The sequence below is a fragment of the Alteromonas sp. a30 genome (assembly GCF_026788005.1).
Lineage (GTDB): Bacteria > Pseudomonadota > Gammaproteobacteria > Enterobacterales > Alteromonadaceae > Paraneptunicella.
In genome coordinates, this window is the sequence record NZ_JABEPE010000002.1 from 14,371 (window position 1) to 34,783 (window position 20,413).

Sequence of the window (20,413 nt, forward strand, 5' to 3'; positions counted from 1 at the left end):
AGACTCCCATCAATTTAACCTGACGACGACCCAAAAGAAGTAAGCAGATCAAATGACACAAAGCACATTTACCCAACCAGTGCCTTTCGAAGCGCTATTGAAAAAAGAAATTCAGCAATCCGTGAAGTACGCTATAGATGAAGACTTAGGTGGATTGTCGCCAAACGAGGGGGATGTTACAGCAAACCTTATTCCCGCAAACAATCAACTTGTTGCCGATCTAATCACTCGCGAACACTGTGTTTTTGTTGGTCAAGCATGGGTGGAGGCGGTATTCAAACACATTGATAGTCAGGTAGTGATTCAATGGTTTGCTCAAGATGGCGATACGTTGCAACCCAATGATCGTATTTGCACACTCGAAGGCAATGCCCGCAGCATTCTCACAGGCGAGCGCACTGCAATGAACTTTGTGCAAACGTTATCGGCAACTGCAACCCAAGTAAGTCGCTATGTCGCCCTATTAAAAGGTAGCCAAACACGGTTATTGGATACACGTAAAACGATTCCCGGATTACGTTATGCACAGAAGTACGCTGTCACTTGTGGTGGAGGCTTTAATCATAGAATTGGCTTGTTTGATGCGTATCTCATTAAAGAAAATCATATTATGGCGTGCGGATCGATTGAAGCAGCAGTGCACACGGCAAAAAGCCAGCACCCAGAAAAAACCGTAGAAGTAGAAGTTGAGAATTTACAAGAATTTAGCCAAGCATTAGAGGCTGGCGCAGACGTAACTATGCTCGACAACTTCAGCTATGAAGATGTGGAAAAAGCAGTACAAATTAATCAGGGCAGAGCAAAGTTAGAGGTATCAGGGAATATAACCAATGAACACCTTACCTCTTTGTCAAAACTCGGTGTTGATTACATTTCTTCTGGTGCAATTACCAAACACATACACGCTATTGACCTATCATTAAGAGTCAGAAAATAGAAAAACACACCTTTTACCTTTGCGCGCTACCTATGACGGTAGCGCCTTCAAGAATGAAGTTTTATATATAAGCATACAATCTCCATACGCAAACTGTGAATTAGTTCACGAACCCATCCCCCTCTCGCCATGAATCGAGAAACTTTAGTTTCAAACGCCTACTTACGTATTTCAAAGCATACTTTCCAGAGGACTTTTGACTCATATACTGCAACTGAGACTAACAACCAAATCGACTGGAGCTAACCGCATTATTGGCTATAGTCATAACAATCAGATTGATTAATAAGTAAACATTCCTAAATCGAATGAGCTTTGGAGAAACAAGACATGAAACAACAAAACAACAAAGGTTTTACGCTTATCGAACTAATGATTGTCGTTGCAATCATTGGTATTTTGGCAGCAATTGCATTACCTGCTTATCAAGGCTACACACAACGAGCCGGATTCTCTGAGGTGGTAAATGCAACCGCAAGCGCCAAAACACAGGTTGAAACTTGTGTACAAGTCACTGGCACAATTGCGAACTGTAACGCGGGTCAAAATGGTATTCCTGCAACAGTAGCTGCTGCCGCTAACATTGCAGGTGTAGACACAGTCGCTGGTGTCATCACCGCCACAGCGCCAACGGGTGAGTTTGGTGACTCAACTTATATTTTAACGCCAAACCTAAACGCAGCAGGCAACCAAGTTGTTTCATGGACTGTCGGCGGCACTTGCCAAGCAGCACAGCTTTGCTAGTGCTTAGCTAAGAATTGTCCCCCTCGAAGCCAAGCCCAGTTTTGTTCTGGGCTTTTATCGTTTAATTTCTTTATTGAATGACTGACAACATCATGGCGAATACCGAACAAACCTTGGAAATTTTTAACTGGGTAGGCAAAACCCGAGAAGGGCAAACCGTAAAAGGTGAACTAACTGGTGAATCAATCAGTGATGTTAAAAATTTACTAAGACGAAAAGGGATTTCTGCCACGAAAGTGCGAAAACAAGCAAAACCTTTATTCGGCACGGGACAGAAAGTAGAGGTTGCTGATATATGTGTTATTTCTCGGCAAATTGCTACCATGCTCAGTGCGGGCGTTTCGCTCATTCAAACGATCGATATGATAGGACAAGGTCATGCCAAACAACCAATGCGAAAGCTGCTTGGTGACATTGGTAATGAAGTCAAATCGGGAAACCCACTTTCACAGGCCCTACGAAAACATCGAGAACATTTCGACGATTTGTACTGTGATTTGGTACAAACCGGTGAACAATCTGGTGCGCTTGAAACCATTTACGACAGAATCGCGACTTATAAAGAAAAAGCAGAAGCGCTTAAATCAAAAATTAAGAAAGCGATGTTTTACCCAATTGCGGTGCTCGTTGTGGCATTTGTCGTTACCGCTATTCTACTCATTTTTGTGGTTCCTCAATTTGAAGACATCTTCAAAAGTGTTGGTGCGGAACTACCCGCATTTACCCAGATGGTGCTTAACATCTCACGTTTTATACAAGATTACGGTATTTTCATCGCCATTGGACTTGTTGCCTTTACCCTATTTTTTAGACGCACTTACAAACGCTCCCTAAAATTAAGAGACAATATCGATAAAAAAGTCCTACGAATTCCAGTGATTGGTGAAATCTTGAAAAAAGCGGCTATCGCTCGTTACACAAGAACGCTTTCCACAACTTTCGCAGCAGGTGTACCGCTCATTGAAGCCCTAGATTCAGCCGCAGGCGCATCCGGCAACGCCGTATTTCGAGATGCCATTCTTTTTATTAAACATGAAGTTGCTGGCGGTTTGCCCATGCATGTCGCCATGAGAGCGACTAATGTTTTCCCAGATATGGTGACGCAAATGGTTGCTATTGGGGAAGAATCTGGCTCTGTGGATGCGATGCTCGACAAAGTTGCCAATATCTATGAACGAGAAGTGGATGATATGGTGGATGGGCTTACCTCCTTACTTGAACCAATGATTATGGCTGTATTAGGCGTTATTATCGGCGGCCTTATTGTTGCAATGTATTTACCTATTTTCCAAATGGGAATGGTGGTATAACACCTCGAATTCTGGCAAAGTCAGCTCACAAATATAACTTAAAATAAATTATCCCTTCTTATGTTTCACATTTTTGAACTGTTTTCCCTGTACCCAACCTTTTTCTACACCATCACATTTATTATCAGCTTGATGATTGGTAGCTTCTTAAATGTTGTCATTCATCGATTACCTATCATGATGGAAAAAAACTGGAAGGCAGAATTTAATAGCTACTTTGATAATGATGACTCAACATCGTCCAATACAGAGCCCGCTTTTAACCTCGCCACCCCCGGCTCAACCTGCCCTAAATGTGGTCATAAAATAAAAGCTTGGGAAAACATTCCTTTGATTAGCTGGTTAATTCAGCGGGGAAAATGCACTTCATGCAGAGCCGCCATTTCTGCGCGCTATCCGTTAGTTGAGCTACTCACAGGGTTACTATCACTTGTCATCGCTTTTCATTTTGGGCCAACCTATGCTTGCCTTGCCGCCCTGATTCTTACTTGGTCACTTATCGCTTTAACCTTTATTGATGCCGATACCATGCTACTACCAGACCAAATCACACTACCTTTGTTGTGGTTAGGTCTGCTGATAAGCATCGACTCAATTTTTGTTACGCCAACAGAGGCTATTATTGGTGCAACGGCTGGCTATTTAGTCTTATGGTCGCTTTTCTGGGGGTTTAAATTACTAACGGGAAAAGAAGGCATGGGATATGGAGATTTCAAACTGCTAGCGGCATTAGGCGCTTGGGTAGGATGGCAGCATTTAGCCATTATTGTCATTCTATCTTCTTTCGTTGGGGCAATACTTGGCATTATCATTCTGAGTATTAAAGGCAAAGATAAAAACATTCCAATACCGTTTGGTCCTTATTTAGCCATTGCTGGCTGGCTAACATTTTTATACGGAGATTGGATTGCACAGCAATATTGGGGATACGTTTTAGGATGAGTGAATTTGTTGTTGGATTAACAGGTGGTATCGGCAGTGGAAAAAGTAGCGTAGCGTCACTTTTTGCTGATTTAGGCATTGATGTTATTGATGCCGATGTGGTCGCAAGAGAAGTCGTAGCGAAAGGCTCTGATGCATTGGCAAAAATAACAGCACACTTTGGAAGCGAAGTCCTAACACCAGAAGGAGAACTCGATAGAAAGGCGTTGCGCGAAATTGTTTTCTCTCAGTCCGAGGCAAAGCAATGGCTCAATAACCTACTTCACCCCCGCATTCGTGAAGGTATGGTTGAACAGGCTAAAGCAGCGACATCACCATACTGCATTATTGAAATTCCACTATTAGTAGAAAATAAGCTGCAACACCTTGTTGATAAAATTCTGGTGGTCGACTGTCAAGAGAAACAGCAACTCACTCGTACCCAAAGTCGCGACCAAGCGCATGAAGCGCAGATTAAAAACATTATGAAATCGCAATGTTCTCGGCAGGAAAGACTACGCTATGCTGATGATATTATAGACAACAGCGGGGACTTTGATGCTTTAAAAGCTAACGTGCAGCAATTACATCAAGGATATCTATTGCAAAGTCATGACAAGTCGTCAAAATGACAGGATAATTCAGCTAAAGTAATGTAACGTTATTACTTAGTGAATATAAACTAAAGCAAATGGCTAGCACACCTCCTTGAAGTTGACACAGAGAAAGTAATGAGCAATACGGTTTACGAATTTCCGTTGAATGAAAAGGTACGCACCTACCTAAGATTGGAGCAACTTTTCAAACAACTCGATTACGCACAAAACTGCTCCGAGGATTGGCAGTTCATTAGCTTTTTTGACTGTTTTTTTACTCTGCTTGACCTCTTAGAACGCATTGATATTCGCACCGATATTCTCAAAGATATTGAAGCTCACAAAAAGAACCTACAACACTGGTCGAAACACCCTAAAATTGATCAGGAAGCTCTAAGCCAAGCAATGAATAAAATCATCGAGCTTCGGGAAAAATTGAAAAATAGCAATAAGATTGGCACCAAGTTAAAAGATGATCGTTTTTTAAGCTCTATTCGCCAACGTTTTTCCATCCCCGGTGCAACTTGTAGCTTTGATCTTCCTAATTTACACTTTTGGTTGAAACAGCCAGAAGAAAAAGTTCAACACGATATGAAACGTTGGGTAGGAGAGTTCGCACTCATTCACCAAGCGATCGACATTACGCTGTCTTTCTTAAGAGAGCGAGGACGCTTTGAAACGGTAACAGCAACCAATGGCTTTTATCAGGGTGTAGCCGACGATAAAAATGATCTCATTCGTGTATTTTGTGCTTATAACCATAACTACTATCCAACATTAAGTGGTAACAAATACCGCTACGCCATCCGCTTCATGTTTTTTGAGGCTGATTCATCGGGGAAAGTGGCAGTTGATTATGACACCGAATTTAAATTAGCTTGTTGCTAGCCTCCCCCCAATTCGTTAAGACTGATATTTTATGAAAGTTGATTGCCCCCAGTGCCATAAATCTATTGAGTGGGATTCCAGTAACCCATATCGCCCTTTTTGTAGTAAACGCTGCCAGCTTATTGATTTAGGAGAATGGACCTCAGAGAGCCATGCAATTCCACTAAAAGATGAACAAAGCGAGATCTTGCTTGATCCTGAAAGTGTTGAAGAAATGCTCAGCCAGATGCCTGATGATTTTTTCAAAGAGTAAGCGCGTTACTTCTGATTGACCATAGCCGCTTGCATCACACTGTGCGCTTTTCTAACAGCCATAGAAACCAACACAGAACAAAAAGACATAAACCCTAGCGCACCGCCGAGTTGGTCAATTTCCCGATACATCAACGCGTAAATACCAGCTAATATCAATGAAGCAATACTAATATCCAAATAGGAGAAGTGCTTTCTCGTCGACATTCCAACAAATGTGCCCGCGTAAAACAGTGTCAATAGGCTATCAAAAGCCAATGAGTGAACGCTCATAAACACTGTTACCAACAAACAAAACACAAGTGTCACACCCGTTGCTATTCGAACAATATTTCCCTGAAAACGCCTGTATAACGCAAACGTGCTAACTGCTGCTAACAAGGGAACTAAATACATAACTAATTCCACAAGACTAGATCCCCTAATATGATAAGGCTGGCAATAAATGCAATTGAGCCCAAACGTCCACCCAAGCCGTGGAAATAAGCATTAGATGCTGAACACAGAAAGCCTGAGATTAAGCCCACAGCCAAGACTTCATTCAGCCCTAGTACCAGACTTCCCGAACACATTCCTGCGAAGCTGCCAATAAAGATATTGTTGTGTAAATCCGTTGTTTTCACATACTTGTTGCCCGATAAAAAACTACCTAGAAAACCGACCATTGCCGATGCAACAACAGGGTGAAAACTAAGGCCATCGATGAGGATAAAGGTGAGAAGCGTGCTAAAACACACGCTGATCGCATCTAGCACTAGCGTAGGAAAAGGGACGCTTTTCTGCTCTGTGTTAAGCACAATTAAGCGACTTCAATTAATTTTTCAATAATAGGCCCATTTGCATCGGGGAAGTCTAAACTAGGCAGTTCATGAATCGACACCCACATTGACTCCTGTCCCTCTGCACCAGCAGGCTCACCGGAAAAAGAAAAAACTCGGTGAATATCCAGCTTTACTGATTTATCTGGATAATTGTGTTCGATGACCATCAATGGCTCAGAAGCATCAATACAGATGCCCACTTCTTCTTGTAGCTCCCGAGACAATGCTTGTGTAACAGACTCTCCGGGCTCTATTTTACCGCCGGGAAACTCCCACTTTCCACCTTGATGCTGATGAGCTAAGCGACGCGTAATAAAAGTATCCTTTCCTCTTAAAATAACGCCCACCGCAACATGAATTTGTTTCATTTTTCATTTTCCTCAAACAAAAAAGGGTTGATAAAAAATTATCAACCCTTATGAATGCAACAATAAATACAAGCTAACGTTTAGCTTAATTTACCATGACATTGCTTGTACTTCTTACCTGAACCGCATGGGCAAGGGTCGTTACGACCCACTTTCGGATACTGGTCCGCCGTGCTTTGTGCTGTTTCAGTATTGTCGGTAACAGGCTCATGCTGGAAATTCATTGGTGCCTGCTCTGCCGCTTGACGACGCTTCTCTTCAACGGCTTCAACATCTGATTCTGCACGCACTTGTACTTTACTCAAAATACTAACCACATCGACTTTTAGCGTTTCTAGCATTTCAGAGAAGAGTTCAAATGATTCACGCTTATACTCTTGCTTAGGATTCTTTTGCGCGTAACCACGAAGATGGATGCCTTGGCGTAAATGATCCATTGCCGCGAGGTGCTCTTTCCAATGGCTGTCTAAACTTTGCAACATAATAGCTTTTTCGAAGTGTCTTAATACTTCTTCGCCAACTTGCTGTTCTTTATCTGCGTAGGCTTTTGCTAACTCATCGTGAATGCGCTCACGCAACTTTTCTTCGTAAAGCTTATCATCTTCCTCTATCCATTTTTGGATAGGTAGGTCTAATGAGAATTCGGACTTAAGGCGCTCTTCTAATTCAGGCAAACTCCACATTTCTTCCAAAGATTCTGGCGGAATATATTGATCGATAACGCTTTCTAAAACATCACCACGAATCGCTTCGATAGTTTCTTTGATGTCTCCCTCATCCAGCAGCTCATTACGTTGCTCATAAATAACCTTACGTTGATCATTTGCAACATCATCAAATTCAAGCAATTGCTTACGGATATCAAAGTTACGACCTTCAACTTTGCGCTGTGCATTCTCAATTGCTTTTGTAACCCAAGGGTGCTCAATTGCTTCCCCACGCTCCATACCTAATCGCTTCATCATGCTTGCCATTCTCTCGGAAGCAAAAATACGCATTAATGGATCTTCTAGTGATAGATAAAAACGTGATGAGCCGGGATCGCCCTGACGACCGGAGCGCCCACGAAGCTGGTTATCGATACGACGCGATTCATGTCGTTCAGTCCCAATGATATGTAAACCACCGGACTCTAATACTTTGGCATGGCGCTCTTTCCATGCTTCTTTTATTTTGGCTATTTTCTCATCACTTGGCTCGCTAAGAGCGGCTACCTCAGCTTGCCAACTCCCGCCTAAGACAATATCGGTACCACGACCCGCCATATTCGTTGCGATCGTGACAGCGCTAGGCTGACCTGCTTGCGCAATAATCTCTGCTTCTTGAGCATGGAATTTGGCGTTTAGCACTTTATGAGGGATTTTTTGTTTTTTCAGAATTGAAGATAACAACTCGGAATTCTCGATAGACGCGGTTCCCACCAAGGTAGGTTGGCCTGCTTTTACCCTATCTTTGATATCTTCAATAATGGCTTCATATTTCTCTTGGGCTGTCAGATAAATCAAGTCTGCCATATCTTTACGAACCATTTCTCTGTTCGTAGGAATGACAACCGTTTCTAGACCGTAAATATGCTGGAATTCAAATGCTTCTGTATCGGCCGTACCTGTCATACCAGCCAATTTGTTGTATATACGGAAATAGTTCTGGAAGGTAATAGAAGCCAGCGTTTGGTTCTCATTTTGAATACGAACACCTTCTTTCGCTTCGACCGCTTGGTGTAAACCGTCTGACCAGCGGCGACCTTCCATTGTACGGCCCGTATGTTCATCAACAATAATAACGTCGTCACCTTTTACGATGTAATCAACATCACGGTGAAACAGCTTATGCGCTCGTAAAGCCGCATTAACATGATGCATCAAAGAAATATTTGCTGGGGCATATAGCGAATCATCTTCTTCTAACATGCCATTTTGTTTTAAGATTTCTTCTACTCGAACTTGACCACGTTCCGTTAAATAAATCTGCTTCGATTTTTCATCAATAGTAAAGTCACCGCTACTTTCAACGCCTTCCTCATCTTCTTTCTCTTGCTGTTCAAGCTGAGGAATAATGCCATTGATTTTCTTGTACACTTCAGAGCTATCTTCGGCAGGACCCGAAATAATGAGTGGCGTACGAGCTTCATCAATTAGGATAGAGTCGACCTCATCCACAACGGCATAATTTAAAGGACGCTGAACACGCTCTTCAGGAGAAAACGCCATGTTATCGCGAAGGTAATCAAAACCAAACTCGTTGTTAGTACCGTAAGTAATATCGCACTGATAACCTGCTTTCTTTTCGTCTGGATGCATGCCCGGCACATTGCAGCCTACGGTCATACCCAAGAATTCAAATAAGGGACGGCTCCAATCTGCGTCACGTCTAGCAAGGTAATCGTTTACCGTTACGATATGAACCCCTTTGCCACTAAGTGCGTTTAAATAAGAGGGTAAGGTGGCTGTCAGAGTTTTACCTTCACCTGTACGCATTTCAGGAATTTTACCTTGGTGTAAAACAATACCTCCCAGCATCTGAACGTCGAAATGACGCATTTCAAATACTCGCTTGCTGGCTTCTCTGACAATGGCGAAGGCTTCCACGAGAACCGAATCCAAGGTTGCACCATCTAAAACACGCTGTTTTAGCTCTGTGCTTTTGTCTTTGATTTCTTGATCACTTAACGCTTCCAATCCTGGCTCTAACGCATTGATCTGAGCCACAATCTTATTTAGTTTTTTTATTGTACGGTCGTTACGGCTACCAAAGACCTTTTTGAGAATGCTCGACAACATGGATTTTTCGTTTCCCAATTATTCTTATTCGATGCAAATTCCGCTGCAATTTACATAATTAAAAACCCAAATCAATGGGCGCGACAAACCTGATAAAATCAGACGAAAGAAAGGTTCTCCCAATGCAAGGGAAAACCAATAACTGCTTGTTCTTTGTTACTTAAAGGCGAGGCCTACATTCTTGGCTATTACGAGAATGACTGACACATAAGAACAGGTGAAGTTGTATATTTGTTCGCTTAACGCATTTATCAATGCTCTCGCGACAACTTTTCCACTTTTACTTCAATTAAACATAAAAATAATCGGCTAAAACTGGCCGATTATTATTTAATACTTTTTGCTATTCGAAACAAAAACGCTATTTGCGACTATTCCGGTAAACATATTTGAGCGGATCAACTTGCTTACCATGACGTAACACCTCGTAATGAACATGCGCTCCTGTCGACCTTCCTGTGCTTCCCATTGAGGCGATCTTTTGTCCTTTAGTAACAACATCGCCAATCTTAACATGCAACGACTTGTTATGCCCATACCGAGTAACGAAACCGTCCCCATGCTCTATTTCGATCAGGTTGCCATAGCCGTAACGTTCACTTGCCCAAGTTACAATACCGGCTCCCGTCGCAATTACCTCAGTTCCTGTCTTGCCCGCGAAATCTAATCCTTTATGCATAGCAGGTAAACCATTGAAGGGGTCTTTACGGATACCGTAATAGGACGAAAGCCAGCCCGAACGAATAGGTCGGCCCTCAATAAAGCTGGCATCATTAACATCATGCTGCAATAAAATTGACTCCAACGCCTCAAGCTGCTGCGTTTTGTCATCTAACGACGATAACATCAAATCAATTTGTTGGATAACGTCTTGCCCAGAAGTGACTTCAAGTTCAACAGACTCTGATAGTTCACCGGTAGGCCCTCCGACAGCAGGCAAGGAAGACATATTAAACTCTGTCGCATCGAGGTCTGATTCTTGAGCAAGCTTTTCACCAAGCGCATCAAGGCGGTAGATTCGACTCTGCAAATCGGCCAGTTTGAGCATCATGCCACTCAATTGCTGCTCGGTATTCTTCTTAAGGTTTTCAACTTCATGTCTTTGTTGCACTAAGCCACTTTGGGTAAAGTCAATACGCGCTTGCGCGTCAGAAACCGTTTGTGTTGACCGACCAGCGACAAAAACCAACCCCAAAACAAAAACACTGGCTGCGACTAATTGTCTGCGAGAAAGGCTATATATAAACCGATATTTCTTACTTCTATATAGGATGGTAAAGCTCATCTTTTCCTTCACTTCTTTGGTTGCGTCTGTGCAATCATCAGAAACTTTATGGCATGAGATAAAGTTTTTGGAATCGTTATTTATAGACAATATAACATCAAACTAAAAATGATAAGCCCTGTTAAAAAAAATGCCGCAACAAAGGCGGCATTTCTTCAAAAAATTAATGATTAACTCATCCAAGCAGGGAGACCGAAATGGATTGGAGAGTGTTCCGTTTCGTCGAAGCTGACAAGCTCCCAACTTTTTTCATCATTAAGTAAACAATTTAATAACTTATTGTTGAGTCCATGACCCGACTTGTAGGCTTTCAACTCGCCTATAATGCTGTGTCCACCTAGGTACAAATCGCCGACTGCGTCTAAGATTTTATGCTTCACAAACTCATCTTGATAACGCAACCCTTCTTGGTTGAGAACGCGATAGTCATCTAAAGCAACGGCGTTATCCATACTGCCACCTAGTGCCAAATCATTCGAGTGCATAAATTCTAAATCGCTTAAGAAGCCGAAAGTGCGTGCACGGCTTACTTCGTCGATGTAAGAATCACTACTGAAGTCCAACACCATATGTTGTTTACTTTGGCGAATAATCGGATGTTCAAAGTCGATTTGGAAGTCGATGCGGAAACCTTCATAAGGGTGGAACTCTGCCCACTTATCTCCATCTTCAACACGTACTTTGCGCTTTATTTTAATGAACTTTTTGGATGCATTTAGCTCTTCAATTCCAGCTGATTGCAACAAGAAAATGAAAGGACTCGCACTGCCATCCATAATCGGCAATTCGTTACTATCCACTTCTACGATAATGTTGTCGATACCCAAACCAGCTAACGCTGACGCCAAGTGCTCAACCGTTGATATCGTGTGACCTTCTTCGTTGCTCAAACAAGTACATAACATAGTATCGCCAACCAAACCTGCTTTAGCGGGAATGTCTGCATGTGGAACAAGGTCAATACGCCTAAATACAATACCTGTATTTGCCGGAGCCGGGCGAAGTGTCATAGTGACTTTATCGCCTTTATGAAGTCCTATCCCTGTGACAGAAACCGATTGTTTAATTGTACGTTGTCTAATCATGGGTTCTTTATTCTGCCTAAGTGTGGATCATCCCCACACAACTGCTTTCCAATGTTTTTAAAAATCAGTAAGTTATTTTGACTCACCGCAAAACGGCCGAGCATTGTAGTGATTTATGACCATTTTGTCAAAAATCAAACAATTTTCAGGCTGTTTAGTCTTACTGATTCATAAAAAGTTCAATTATTTACCACGCAAACTTTATATGAACAACTTCCTACTTAATCTGCTTGTTTACGCAAGAATGCTGGAATATCGAGATATTCTAGATCATTACCTGATTCAACTTTGTCATCTGTACCCGTTGCTTTAATGGGCTCAACAAACAAGCTTTCATTCATTTCTGCCTGTGGTGCCTCAACTTCTTTGCTCGCTGCTGGCGTACGGTTTACTCGATTATTAACCAAAGAAATCTCTGGCTTACGTTCACCAATACCCGTTGCCACAACAGTAACGCGTAGCTCATCTGCCATTTCCATATCGATAACCGTACCCACAACTACCGTGGCGTTTTCTGAGGCAAAGGCTTTCACTGCGTTACCCACAGTTTCAAATTCATCAATGGCAAAGTCAGGGCCCGCTGTGATGTTAACCAAGATGCCTCGTGCACCAGACAAGTCAATGTCTTCTAACAATGGGCAAGCAATCGCAGCTTCTGCCGCTTCTTCTGCTCTGTCTTCACCAGAAGCATTGCCACTTCCCATCATTGCCGTACCCATTTCAGACATAACGGTTCTAACGTCTGCAAAGTCCACGTTGATTAAGCCTGGACGTGTAATCAGTTCAGCAATACCTTGTACAGCGCCACGTAATACGTCATTTGCTGAGCTAAATGCTTGCAATAAAGGCGTACCGCGTCCCATCACCTTGAGTAATTTTTCGTTAGGAATGGTAATCAACGAATCCACATACTTTTCTAGTTCAAGAATGCCTTCCTCTGCGATTTGGATGCGCTTTTTACCTTCAAATGGAAAAGGCTTAGTTACAACAGCGACCGTTAAGATGCCAAGCTCTCTGGCAATTTTGGCAACTTCTGGTGCAGCGCCAGTTCCTGTACCACCGCCCATACCTGCGGTGATGAAGATCATGTCTGCGCCATCGAGCGACTGCTTAATAGTTTCGCGATCTTCTTCAGCTGCGCGACGACCAATTTCAGGGTTCGCTCCAGCACCTAATCCTTTAGTGACCTCAGAACCAATCTGTAAAGTCACATTCGCTGCGGATTTTCTTAATACTTGCGCGTCGGTATTCACAGCAATGAACTCAACGCCTTCAATATTTTGTGAAACCATGTGTTCAACGGCATTACCACCACCGCCGCCAACACCGATTACTTTAATGACAGCTTCTTCGCTATGGCTATCCATTAATTCATACATATTCAACTCTCCGATTTTTACGCACTTTTTTACTAGCTAATAACGTGCATAGAGTGCTTTCGTTACTAAACTAAAATTCCCCTTTAAACCAGCTATGAACTCGCTTCCACAAGCTCTCACCAGATGCATTTTTATTGGTATTTTTGGTTTGCACTAGGTCTTTACCGTAATGTAATAGACCAACTGCTGTCGCGTAAGCAGGATCTTCCACATACTCTGCTAATCCCTTTACGCTTCTTGCCTGACCAACTCGCACGGGCATATGAAAAATTTCTTCAGCAAATTCAACCGCGCCTTCCATTTTCGCTGTACCGCCAGTCAACACGATACCCGCAGCGATTTGTTCCTCTAAACCACTGCTACGAATTTCTTCCTGAGCCAATTCAAATAATTCCTGATACCTTGGCTCAATTACTTCTGCCAAAGTATGACGGGACATTGTTCTAGACGGACGCCCGCCGACACTGTGTACTTCAATGGTTTCTTCCATGCTAACCATGTCTTTTAAAGCACACGCATAATTAATCTTAATTTCCTCCGCATACCCAATTGGCGTACGGAAGATTTTGGCAATGTCGCTGGTAATTTGATTTCCAGCAACAGGAATCACTGCGGTGTGGCGAATAACGCCATCCGTGTAGATAACCATATCGATGGTGCCGCCACCAATATCCACTACACAAACACCTAATTCTTTTTCATCTTCGGTCAATATTGCGTAACTAGAAGCCAACGCCGAAAAGATCATATGATCTGATGTAAGCCCGCATCGTTCAACACATTTTACCAAATTCTTTGCCATATCATCAGCGCATGTCACGATGTGGGCTTTGGCTTCCATTCTGACGCCAGACATACCAATTGGGTTTTTAATGCCCTCTTGTACATCAATCGTATATTCTTGTGGCAACACGTGTAGCAACCTACGCTCAGCAGCGATAGGAACAGAACGTGCAGCGTGAATAACGTTGTCTACATCCTCTTGAGTCACTTCCTTATTATTAATAGGCACCATGCCATTTTCATTCTGGCATTGCACATGACGCCCAGAAATAGACATAAATACGGATGACACGCGACAATCTGCCATCAGTTCTAATTCTTCAATTGCGCGCTTGACCGACTGTCCTACCAAATCCAAATCATTGACGCCGCCTTTATCCATGCCACGCGCAGCCTGTGTACCCACACCCACGATACTAATATCGCCATCTTCAAGCAGCTCACCTACCACCGCCTTCACTTGACTGGTGCCAATATCCAATCCTACGATTAAGTTCCGGTCTATTACTTTCGACACGCTTTTAATTGCCTTTATCTATAGCGCCTACGATTTTGAATCTGACGTAGAGCCCGCTAATTTTTGTCTTGTTCCGAGTTATCCCACCCCACCGCTAAACCAGTGTCGTAGCGAAGGTCGACATAACTCACCTCTTTTTCGTTTTTTAACAGCAACGGATACACATCGATAAATCGTTGTAACCGTCCCATAAATTCTGTTCGTCCTAAGTCAAGATTCACACCGTTATCCAATCGGATATGCCATGCAAATCGTTCACTTAAGAACAATTCAGCGATTTTAAGCCCACTCGACTGCAACAAACTTTGCATTGAGCGATACCCTTCTAACGCAGTTGTTTCACTGCCACCTGGCCCAAACAATACGGGTAAATATTGAAGCGCTTCTGGCGCCTTAGCCTGAAAGCTCTCCCCGTACTGATTCAACAACATGTCATCTTGCCAACGCGCTACTGGCGTTTGCTCTACAACATAAACTCGCAGAGTATCTGGCCATTGTTTACGAATTGACGCCTGATACACCCAAGGCAACGACTCAACATCGTCGTGCGCCTTATCAACATCTAACTCAATAAAGCTGCCATGCTGCCCTTTTCGAATGATGCGTTTCACATCTTCATCATCAAGGAACTGCCTGTCCCCCGAAATTAAAATCGTTTTCAGCGGAACACGTTGCTCATCTTCTAGCCATGTTGCCAAGCTGTGCCACACATAACCAAGCAAGGCCATTACCACGATAAAAAACGCAAACCCCAGCCAAAGCTTTACATTGCGCCACGGGCTAGCAATTTCCCGACTCACCTAGACTCCCGACACAAAGCTCGTATCTAACACAGCTAAGCACAAAGTTTGAAAATCCAAACCTCGTTGTTTGGCCGCCATTGGCACCAAACTTTTCTGTGTCATGCCCGGAACGGTGTTCACCTCCAATAAATAATATTGGCCCTGCGCATCTTGCATAAAATCTACTCGTCCCCAACCTGAAGCTCCAACAACACTGAATGCTCGAGTAGCGAGTTTAGCAAGCCTCTCTTCTTCTGACTCAGACAAACCGCTGGGGCAATGATATTGAGTTGTATCCGCTTGATATTTCGCTTCATAGTCGTAAAACGTTCTTGGCGTTACCATACTAATGGACGGCAACGCTTGGTCATTCAAGATAGAAACCGTAAATTCTTTACCTTCAACAAAACGCTCAACCAAAACCCTGTGATCATATTGGAAAGCGAGCGCTAACGCACTGATAAACTCATCCAGATTGGTAACTTTATTCATACCAATGCTTGATCCTTCAAGGGCTGGCTTCACCATCACAGTTCCACCTAATGCCGACAACATGTCTGGTAATTGATCGCTGTAATCTTCGTGACTAAACAGCACTTTATAGTCAGCCGTTGGCAAATCACACGCTTGAAAGAGCTGTTTGCAACGAACTTTGTCCATTCCTAGTGCCGAACCTAATACATCACTTCCGGTATAAGGAATGTTCATGAACGTCAACGCCCCCTGAATGGTTCCATCTTCGCCTCCTCGCCCATGCAAAACGATAAAAGCACGATCAAAGCCTTGGGTAACGAGTTCTGCCAGAGGTTGCTCCGCTGGGTCAAACTTATACGCATCACAACCCACAGCTTGTAATGCATTTAATACTGCATTGCCAGAATTGAGCGACACTTCGCGCTCCGCAGAGTCTCCACCAAACAGCACAGCAACTTTGCCGTATTTCTGTTTAAGACTCTCTTTAGTTGTCATGAATACTGTTCTCCGAACTTATTCTCTATTGCTTGCTGGTGCTCGCTAGTTACAGCGTTCACCTTAACCCAACGACATCAATCAGCTTGATGACGCAGTGTGCTTAACATTAGCTTGCTTTGTTCTAATTCTTTGGCGATGCGCCCAATGTTGCCCGCGCCTTGCGTTAGCAAGACATCACCATTTTTCATTACATCTGCAATGACAGTTTGCAGTTCATCGGTTTGCCCCACATACACGGGTTCAATTTGCCCACGCTGACGAATCGAGCGACATAACGCCTTGCTATCCGCGCCCTCAATAGGCTCTTCGCCAGCAGGGTAAACGTCCAATAACAGCAGCACATCCACTTGGGACAACACTCGCACGAAATCTTCATATAAATCTCGTGTTCGCGAATAACGGTGAGGCTGATACGCCATCACCAAGCGACGATCTGGCCAATTATTGCGTGCCGCAGCGATAGTCACTTCTACTTCTGTAGGGTGATGTCCGTAATCGTCAACCAACGTCACTGTACCTAGTTCATTATTAAAGTTGCCTAACATCTCGAAACGACGCCCAATACCCGAAAAGGTGCCTAACGCCGCTTGTAAGTCTGCATCGTCAATGCCTTCTTCCGTTGCCACCGCAATCGCGGCTAACGCATTTAAAATATTGTGTGTGCCCGGTAAATTCAGGGTAATGCTCAAATCATCTTTGCCTTTACGTTGCACGGTGAAATGGCTTTGATTAAATCCGCTGGAAATATCTACCGCTCTCACATCAACATTTTCACCCAATCCATAAGTAATGTATTGACGCCCAATGTCAGGCAACAATTGTTGGATGATTGGATCGTCTCCGCATACAACGGCTAAGCCATAAAACGGTAAGTTATGCAAAAACTCCACAAAGGTATCTTGTACTTTTTGGAAGTCACCGCCGTAAGTTTCCATGTGATCCGCTTCGATATTGGTAACAATCGACATCATGGGCTGTAAGTGCACAAAAGAAGCGTCACTCTCATCAGCTTCGGCAATGAAATAACGGCTGCTGCCAAGACGTGCATTGCTGCCTAAGCTATTCAACTTGCCACCAATCACGAACGTTGGGTCCAATCCTGCCTGCGCAAAGATAGTAGCCACTAAACTTGTGGTAGTGGTTTTACCGTGCGTACCGGCAACCGCAATGCCATGACGAAAGCGCATTAGCTCTGCTAACATTTCTGCACGACGGATAACCGGAATTCTAGCTTCCATCGCTGCCTGAATCTCAGGGTTGTCTGTGCTTATGGCGCTTGAAACCACCACAACATCAACGTTTTCAACGTTACTTGCCGCATGCGTGAAAAACACGGTCGCACCCAACTTTTGTAAGTGTTGCGTCATTTGGCTCGCTTGTTGGTCCGAGCCAGAAATCACATAACCTTCATTGAGCAGCACTTCTGCAATGCCGCCCATGCCGACTCCACCAATACCAATGAAGTGGATTTGCTTAATTCTTCTCATTTCAGGTACAGAGTGATTCACTTTGCTCATGCACCCACCTTTGATAATTCCATGCACACCTTCGCCACTTGTTCTGCGGCATCTACTTTTGCTTGTTGTTTTGCATGACTTGCTAACGCATTGATGCGTGAAGGCGCAGCAATCAACTCTTTTAAAACAATGGGTAACGCACCTGTCATTAGTTCAGACTGCGGCATTAATATGGCGGCATCTGCATCCGCCAACGATTTTGCATTTAGTGTTTGATGGTCATCTACTGCATGAGGAAGCGGCACGAATATCGCACAGCGACCAGACGCCGCGACCTCGGCAACCGTTAAAGCGCCAGCACGACAAATGATGACATCGGCCCAAGCATATGCTTCAACCATATCACTGATAAACTCACTCACCTGCCATTCACAGTGGCTTCCCACTTTTTCAGTGTACGCTTGAGTCACTTTATCCTGATGCCCTTTGCCACACTGATGTCGAATTGAAATCGATACTGCTGCTTCATCGGCAAAAAGTTGCTCAATGGCGTTTGGTACTGTTTCATTTAAACATTGTGCGCCTAGGCTTCCCCCTACCACCAATATGTTAAAAGAGGTAGTGGTATTTTGTGACTCAACACTTTCTTCTGACTGATTAACCTTTTCTGCTATTTGAGCAAATTCAGCCCTAACAGGGTTCCCCACCCATATGGCTTTTTTATGACCACTAAAAGCCTGTTTAAAGCCTACTAACAAGCGCGATGCAAATCGGCTTAGAATCTTGTTGGTCATTCCTGGGACTGCATTTTGCTCATGGATCACTACAGGAACACCAAGCAACCATGCAGCTATTCCGCCGGGTCCAGCAGCGAACCCTCCCATTCCCAGCACCACATTTGGCTTAAATTGCCTGATTACCGCAATGGCTTGAAACACCGACTTTGCAATATGAAAAGGCGCACCTAAAAGCCTTAACAAACCATTACCTCGCACCCCCGTCACATCAATGTAACTAATCGCAAAGCCCGCTTTTGGCACGAGTTGGGCTTCCATTCGGGTTGCTGTACCCAACCAATGAATATCCCAGCCTTGATTTTGCAAATATTTCGCCACAGCAATACCGGGGAAAATATGCCCACCAGTGCCACCAGCCATAACGAGAAGCCGCTTAGTCATTAACGCCTCCCTCGCCTGCGTCCGGCCCAAAATCGGGGCGTTCATCTAAATCATGCGAAGTGGCATTTCCTCTGCTTTTCGCTTCTCGTTTTGATGCTACCGCCGTGTCTTTAGATGCCTCATCAGCAGGCGCTTTTAACCGTGACTTAGCCTTTCTTGTCGTTTTTTTCGCTAACGCTTGCACTCCCATCACACGAAGCTCAAAGTCAATGCGAACCAGCAAAGAAATAGCAACACACATAATGATGAGACTCGAACCACCTGAACTGACAAGCGGTAATGTTAGCCCTTTCGTGGGTAAGGCTCCTGCGCTTGCGCCCACATTAACAGCGGTTTGGAAAGCAACCCAAACACCGATTGCATAGGCTAAATAACCTTCAAACGGTAGCGACTTTTGCAATGCTCTATTGCCAATAATCAATGCTTTAACAGTAATGAAAAACAGCAGAGTCAAAATACCCATAACACCAATAAAGCCCGTCTCTTCAGCAATAATGGCGATAATAAAGTCGGTGTGTGCCTCTGGCAGAAATTCGAGTTTTTGCAAGCTATTGCCAAGCCCTTGTCCAAAGAAGCTGCCTCGTCCAAATGCCATTAACGACTGTGTTAGTTGATAACCTGTGCCAAACGGATCGGCCCACGGGTCGAGGAACGATGTCACACGCTTCATTCGATATTCTTCGAAAACAATGAGCGCCACCACCGCTGAAATACCAGCAAAGGCTAAGCCAAAGAACTGCCACAACTTGGCACCGGCAAGGAAAAGTAAACTCACTGTTGTGGCAAACATCACTACTACCGTGCCTAAATCAGGTTGACGAAGTAACAACAAAGCCAATAAGAAGAAGACGACAAGAGGTTTGATGAAGCCTTTTAAGTTTTCCGTTACTTCTTCATAACGGCGCACCAGATAACCAGCTAAATACACGAAGAAAAATAGCTTCGCGGGTTCTGCCGCCTGCACCGTAAACGGGCCAATAACCAACCAACGTGTACTACCGTTAACCGTTCTCCCTACCAGTAACACGGCAAAGAGTAATGCAACAGCAAGTAACAAAAGCCAACCGTTGCTCAGACGCCACCAAGACATGGGAATTGTCATGGTAATGCACGCGGCAGTCATCGCGATGATAAGGTAAATGCCATGACGAACCGCAAAATGGAAAGGATTATTAAACAAACGCTCAGCAACAGGCATAGACGCTGACGTCACCATAACAAAACCAATACAAAGTAGGGTAAACGCAACCAGAATTAGACCAAGGTCATAGGGCTTAAAAGCGGAATGAGCGTCATGCTTTGATTTAAATAACTTTTGCAGCATTGAATCATTCTCATCCGTAGAGGAATGCTGAGCT

General features: G+C 43.8%; 20 protein-coding genes. 7 read left to right on the forward strand and 13 right to left on the reverse strand.

All coding sequences use genetic code 11. From position 1 onward, the window contains the following. The first annotated feature begins 52 nt into the window (after positions 1–52). The 7 genes from nadC (at position 53) to yacG (ending at position 5,649) form a co-directional block, all read left to right on the forward strand. Complete coding sequence (gene nadC / locus HJG39_RS02190; protein WP_268406302.1) at positions 53–937, forward strand: carboxylating nicotinate-nucleotide diphosphorylase; 885 nt, start codon at positions 53–55, stop codon at positions 935–937. A gap of 330 nt (positions 938–1,267) precedes the next feature. Further along, positions 1,268–1,681 carry a pilin gene (locus tag HJG39_RS02195; RefSeq protein WP_268406305.1) on the forward strand — a complete coding sequence of 138 codons (414 nt, stop codon included), beginning with the start codon at positions 1,268–1,270 and terminating at the stop codon, positions 1,679–1,681. A gap of 92 nt (positions 1,682–1,773) precedes the next feature. Then, positions 1,774–2,991, forward strand: coding sequence for a type II secretion system F family protein (locus HJG39_RS02200; protein WP_268406308.1), 1,218 nt, complete (start codon positions 1,774–1,776; stop codon positions 2,989–2,991). Between the two features lie 60 nt (positions 2,992–3,051). Continuing rightward, the gene (locus HJG39_RS02205) at positions 3,052–3,933 is read left to right on the forward strand and encodes a prepilin peptidase (protein WP_268406311.1); all 882 of its coding nucleotides are present in this window, start codon (positions 3,052–3,054) and stop codon (positions 3,931–3,933) included. After that, entirely contained in the window at positions 3,930–4,544 is a 615-nt protein-coding gene (coaE, locus tag HJG39_RS02210) for a dephospho-CoA kinase (protein WP_268406312.1), read from the forward strand. Before HJG39_RS02205 ends, coaE begins: the two co-directional genes overlap by 4 nt. Positions 4,545–4,643: 99 nt before the next feature. Continuing rightward, complete coding sequence (zapD, locus tag HJG39_RS02215) at positions 4,644–5,396, forward strand: cell division protein ZapD (protein WP_268406313.1); 753 nt, start codon at positions 4,644–4,646, stop codon at positions 5,394–5,396. A 31-nt stretch (positions 5,397–5,427) separates the two neighbouring features. Further along, the gene (gene yacG / locus HJG39_RS02220; protein WP_268406315.1) at positions 5,428–5,649 is read left to right on the forward strand and encodes a DNA gyrase inhibitor YacG; all 222 of its coding nucleotides are present in this window, start codon (positions 5,428–5,430) and stop codon (positions 5,647–5,649) included. 5 nt (positions 5,650–5,654) lie between these two features. On the opposite strand, the gene HJG39_RS02225 is transcribed toward yacG, so the two are convergent. The 13 genes from HJG39_RS02225 to ftsW form a co-directional block, all read right to left on the reverse strand. Then, the gene (locus tag HJG39_RS02225) at positions 5,655–6,044 is read right to left on the reverse strand and encodes a hypothetical protein (RefSeq protein WP_268406318.1); all 390 of its coding nucleotides are present in this window, start codon (positions 6,042–6,044) and stop codon (positions 5,655–5,657) included. 2 nt (positions 6,045–6,046) lie between these two features. Continuing rightward, positions 6,047–6,445 carry a hypothetical protein gene (locus HJG39_RS02230; RefSeq protein ID WP_268406320.1) on the reverse strand — a complete coding sequence of 133 codons (399 nt, stop codon included), beginning with the start codon at positions 6,443–6,445 and terminating at the stop codon, positions 6,047–6,049. A gap of 2 nt (positions 6,446–6,447) precedes the next feature. Further along, complete coding sequence (mutT, locus tag HJG39_RS02235; protein WP_268406324.1) at positions 6,448–6,837, reverse strand: 8-oxo-dGTP diphosphatase MutT; 390 nt, start codon at positions 6,835–6,837, stop codon at positions 6,448–6,450. Positions 6,838–6,917: 80 nt separating this feature from the next. Beyond that, complete coding sequence (gene secA, locus HJG39_RS02240) at positions 6,918–9,617, reverse strand: preprotein translocase subunit SecA (RefSeq protein WP_268406326.1); 2,700 nt, start codon at positions 9,615–9,617, stop codon at positions 6,918–6,920. Positions 9,618–9,978: 361 nt separating this feature from the next. Then, entirely contained in the window at positions 9,979–10,902 is a 924-nt protein-coding gene (locus tag HJG39_RS02245) for a M23 family metallopeptidase (RefSeq protein ID WP_268406328.1), read from the reverse strand. A 170-nt stretch (positions 10,903–11,072) separates the two neighbouring features. Beyond that, on the reverse strand, positions 11,073–11,987 hold the full coding sequence (gene lpxC, locus HJG39_RS02250; RefSeq protein ID WP_268406331.1) for a UDP-3-O-acyl-N-acetylglucosamine deacetylase: 915 nt from the start codon (positions 11,985–11,987) through the stop codon (positions 11,073–11,075). 221 nt (positions 11,988–12,208) lie between these two features. Continuing rightward, positions 12,209–13,366: a cell division protein FtsZ gene (gene ftsZ / locus HJG39_RS02255; protein WP_268406332.1), complete on the reverse strand. Its 1,158-nt coding sequence runs from the start codon at positions 13,364–13,366 to the stop codon at positions 12,209–12,211. A gap of 70 nt (positions 13,367–13,436) precedes the next feature. Then, the gene (gene ftsA, locus HJG39_RS02260; protein WP_268406334.1) at positions 13,437–14,666 is read right to left on the reverse strand and encodes a cell division protein FtsA; all 1,230 of its coding nucleotides are present in this window, start codon (positions 14,664–14,666) and stop codon (positions 13,437–13,439) included. Between the two features lie 56 nt (positions 14,667–14,722). Beyond that, entirely contained in the window at positions 14,723–15,466 is a 744-nt protein-coding gene (locus HJG39_RS02265) for a cell division protein FtsQ/DivIB (protein WP_268406336.1), read from the reverse strand. Beyond that, entirely contained in the window at positions 15,467–16,417 is a 951-nt protein-coding gene (locus tag HJG39_RS02270) for a D-alanine--D-alanine ligase (RefSeq protein WP_268406337.1), read from the reverse strand. Between the two features lie 77 nt (positions 16,418–16,494). After that, positions 16,495–17,937: a UDP-N-acetylmuramate--L-alanine ligase gene (gene murC / locus HJG39_RS02275; RefSeq protein ID WP_268406338.1), complete on the reverse strand. Its 1,443-nt coding sequence runs from the start codon at positions 17,935–17,937 to the stop codon at positions 16,495–16,497. Continuing rightward, positions 17,934–19,055 (reverse strand): undecaprenyldiphospho-muramoylpentapeptide beta-N-acetylglucosaminyltransferase, encoded by a 1,122-nt coding sequence (gene murG, locus HJG39_RS02280; protein ID WP_268406340.1) that lies wholly within the window; start codon positions 19,053–19,055, stop codon positions 17,934–17,936. The genes murC and murG overlap by 4 nt, the downstream gene beginning before the upstream one ends. After that, positions 19,048–20,379 (reverse strand): cell division protein FtsW, encoded by a 1,332-nt coding sequence (ftsW, locus tag HJG39_RS02285; protein ID WP_442780992.1) that lies wholly within the window; start codon positions 20,377–20,379, stop codon positions 19,048–19,050. The genes murG and ftsW overlap by 8 nt, the downstream gene beginning before the upstream one ends. Positions 20,380–20,413 lie beyond the last annotated feature (34 nt).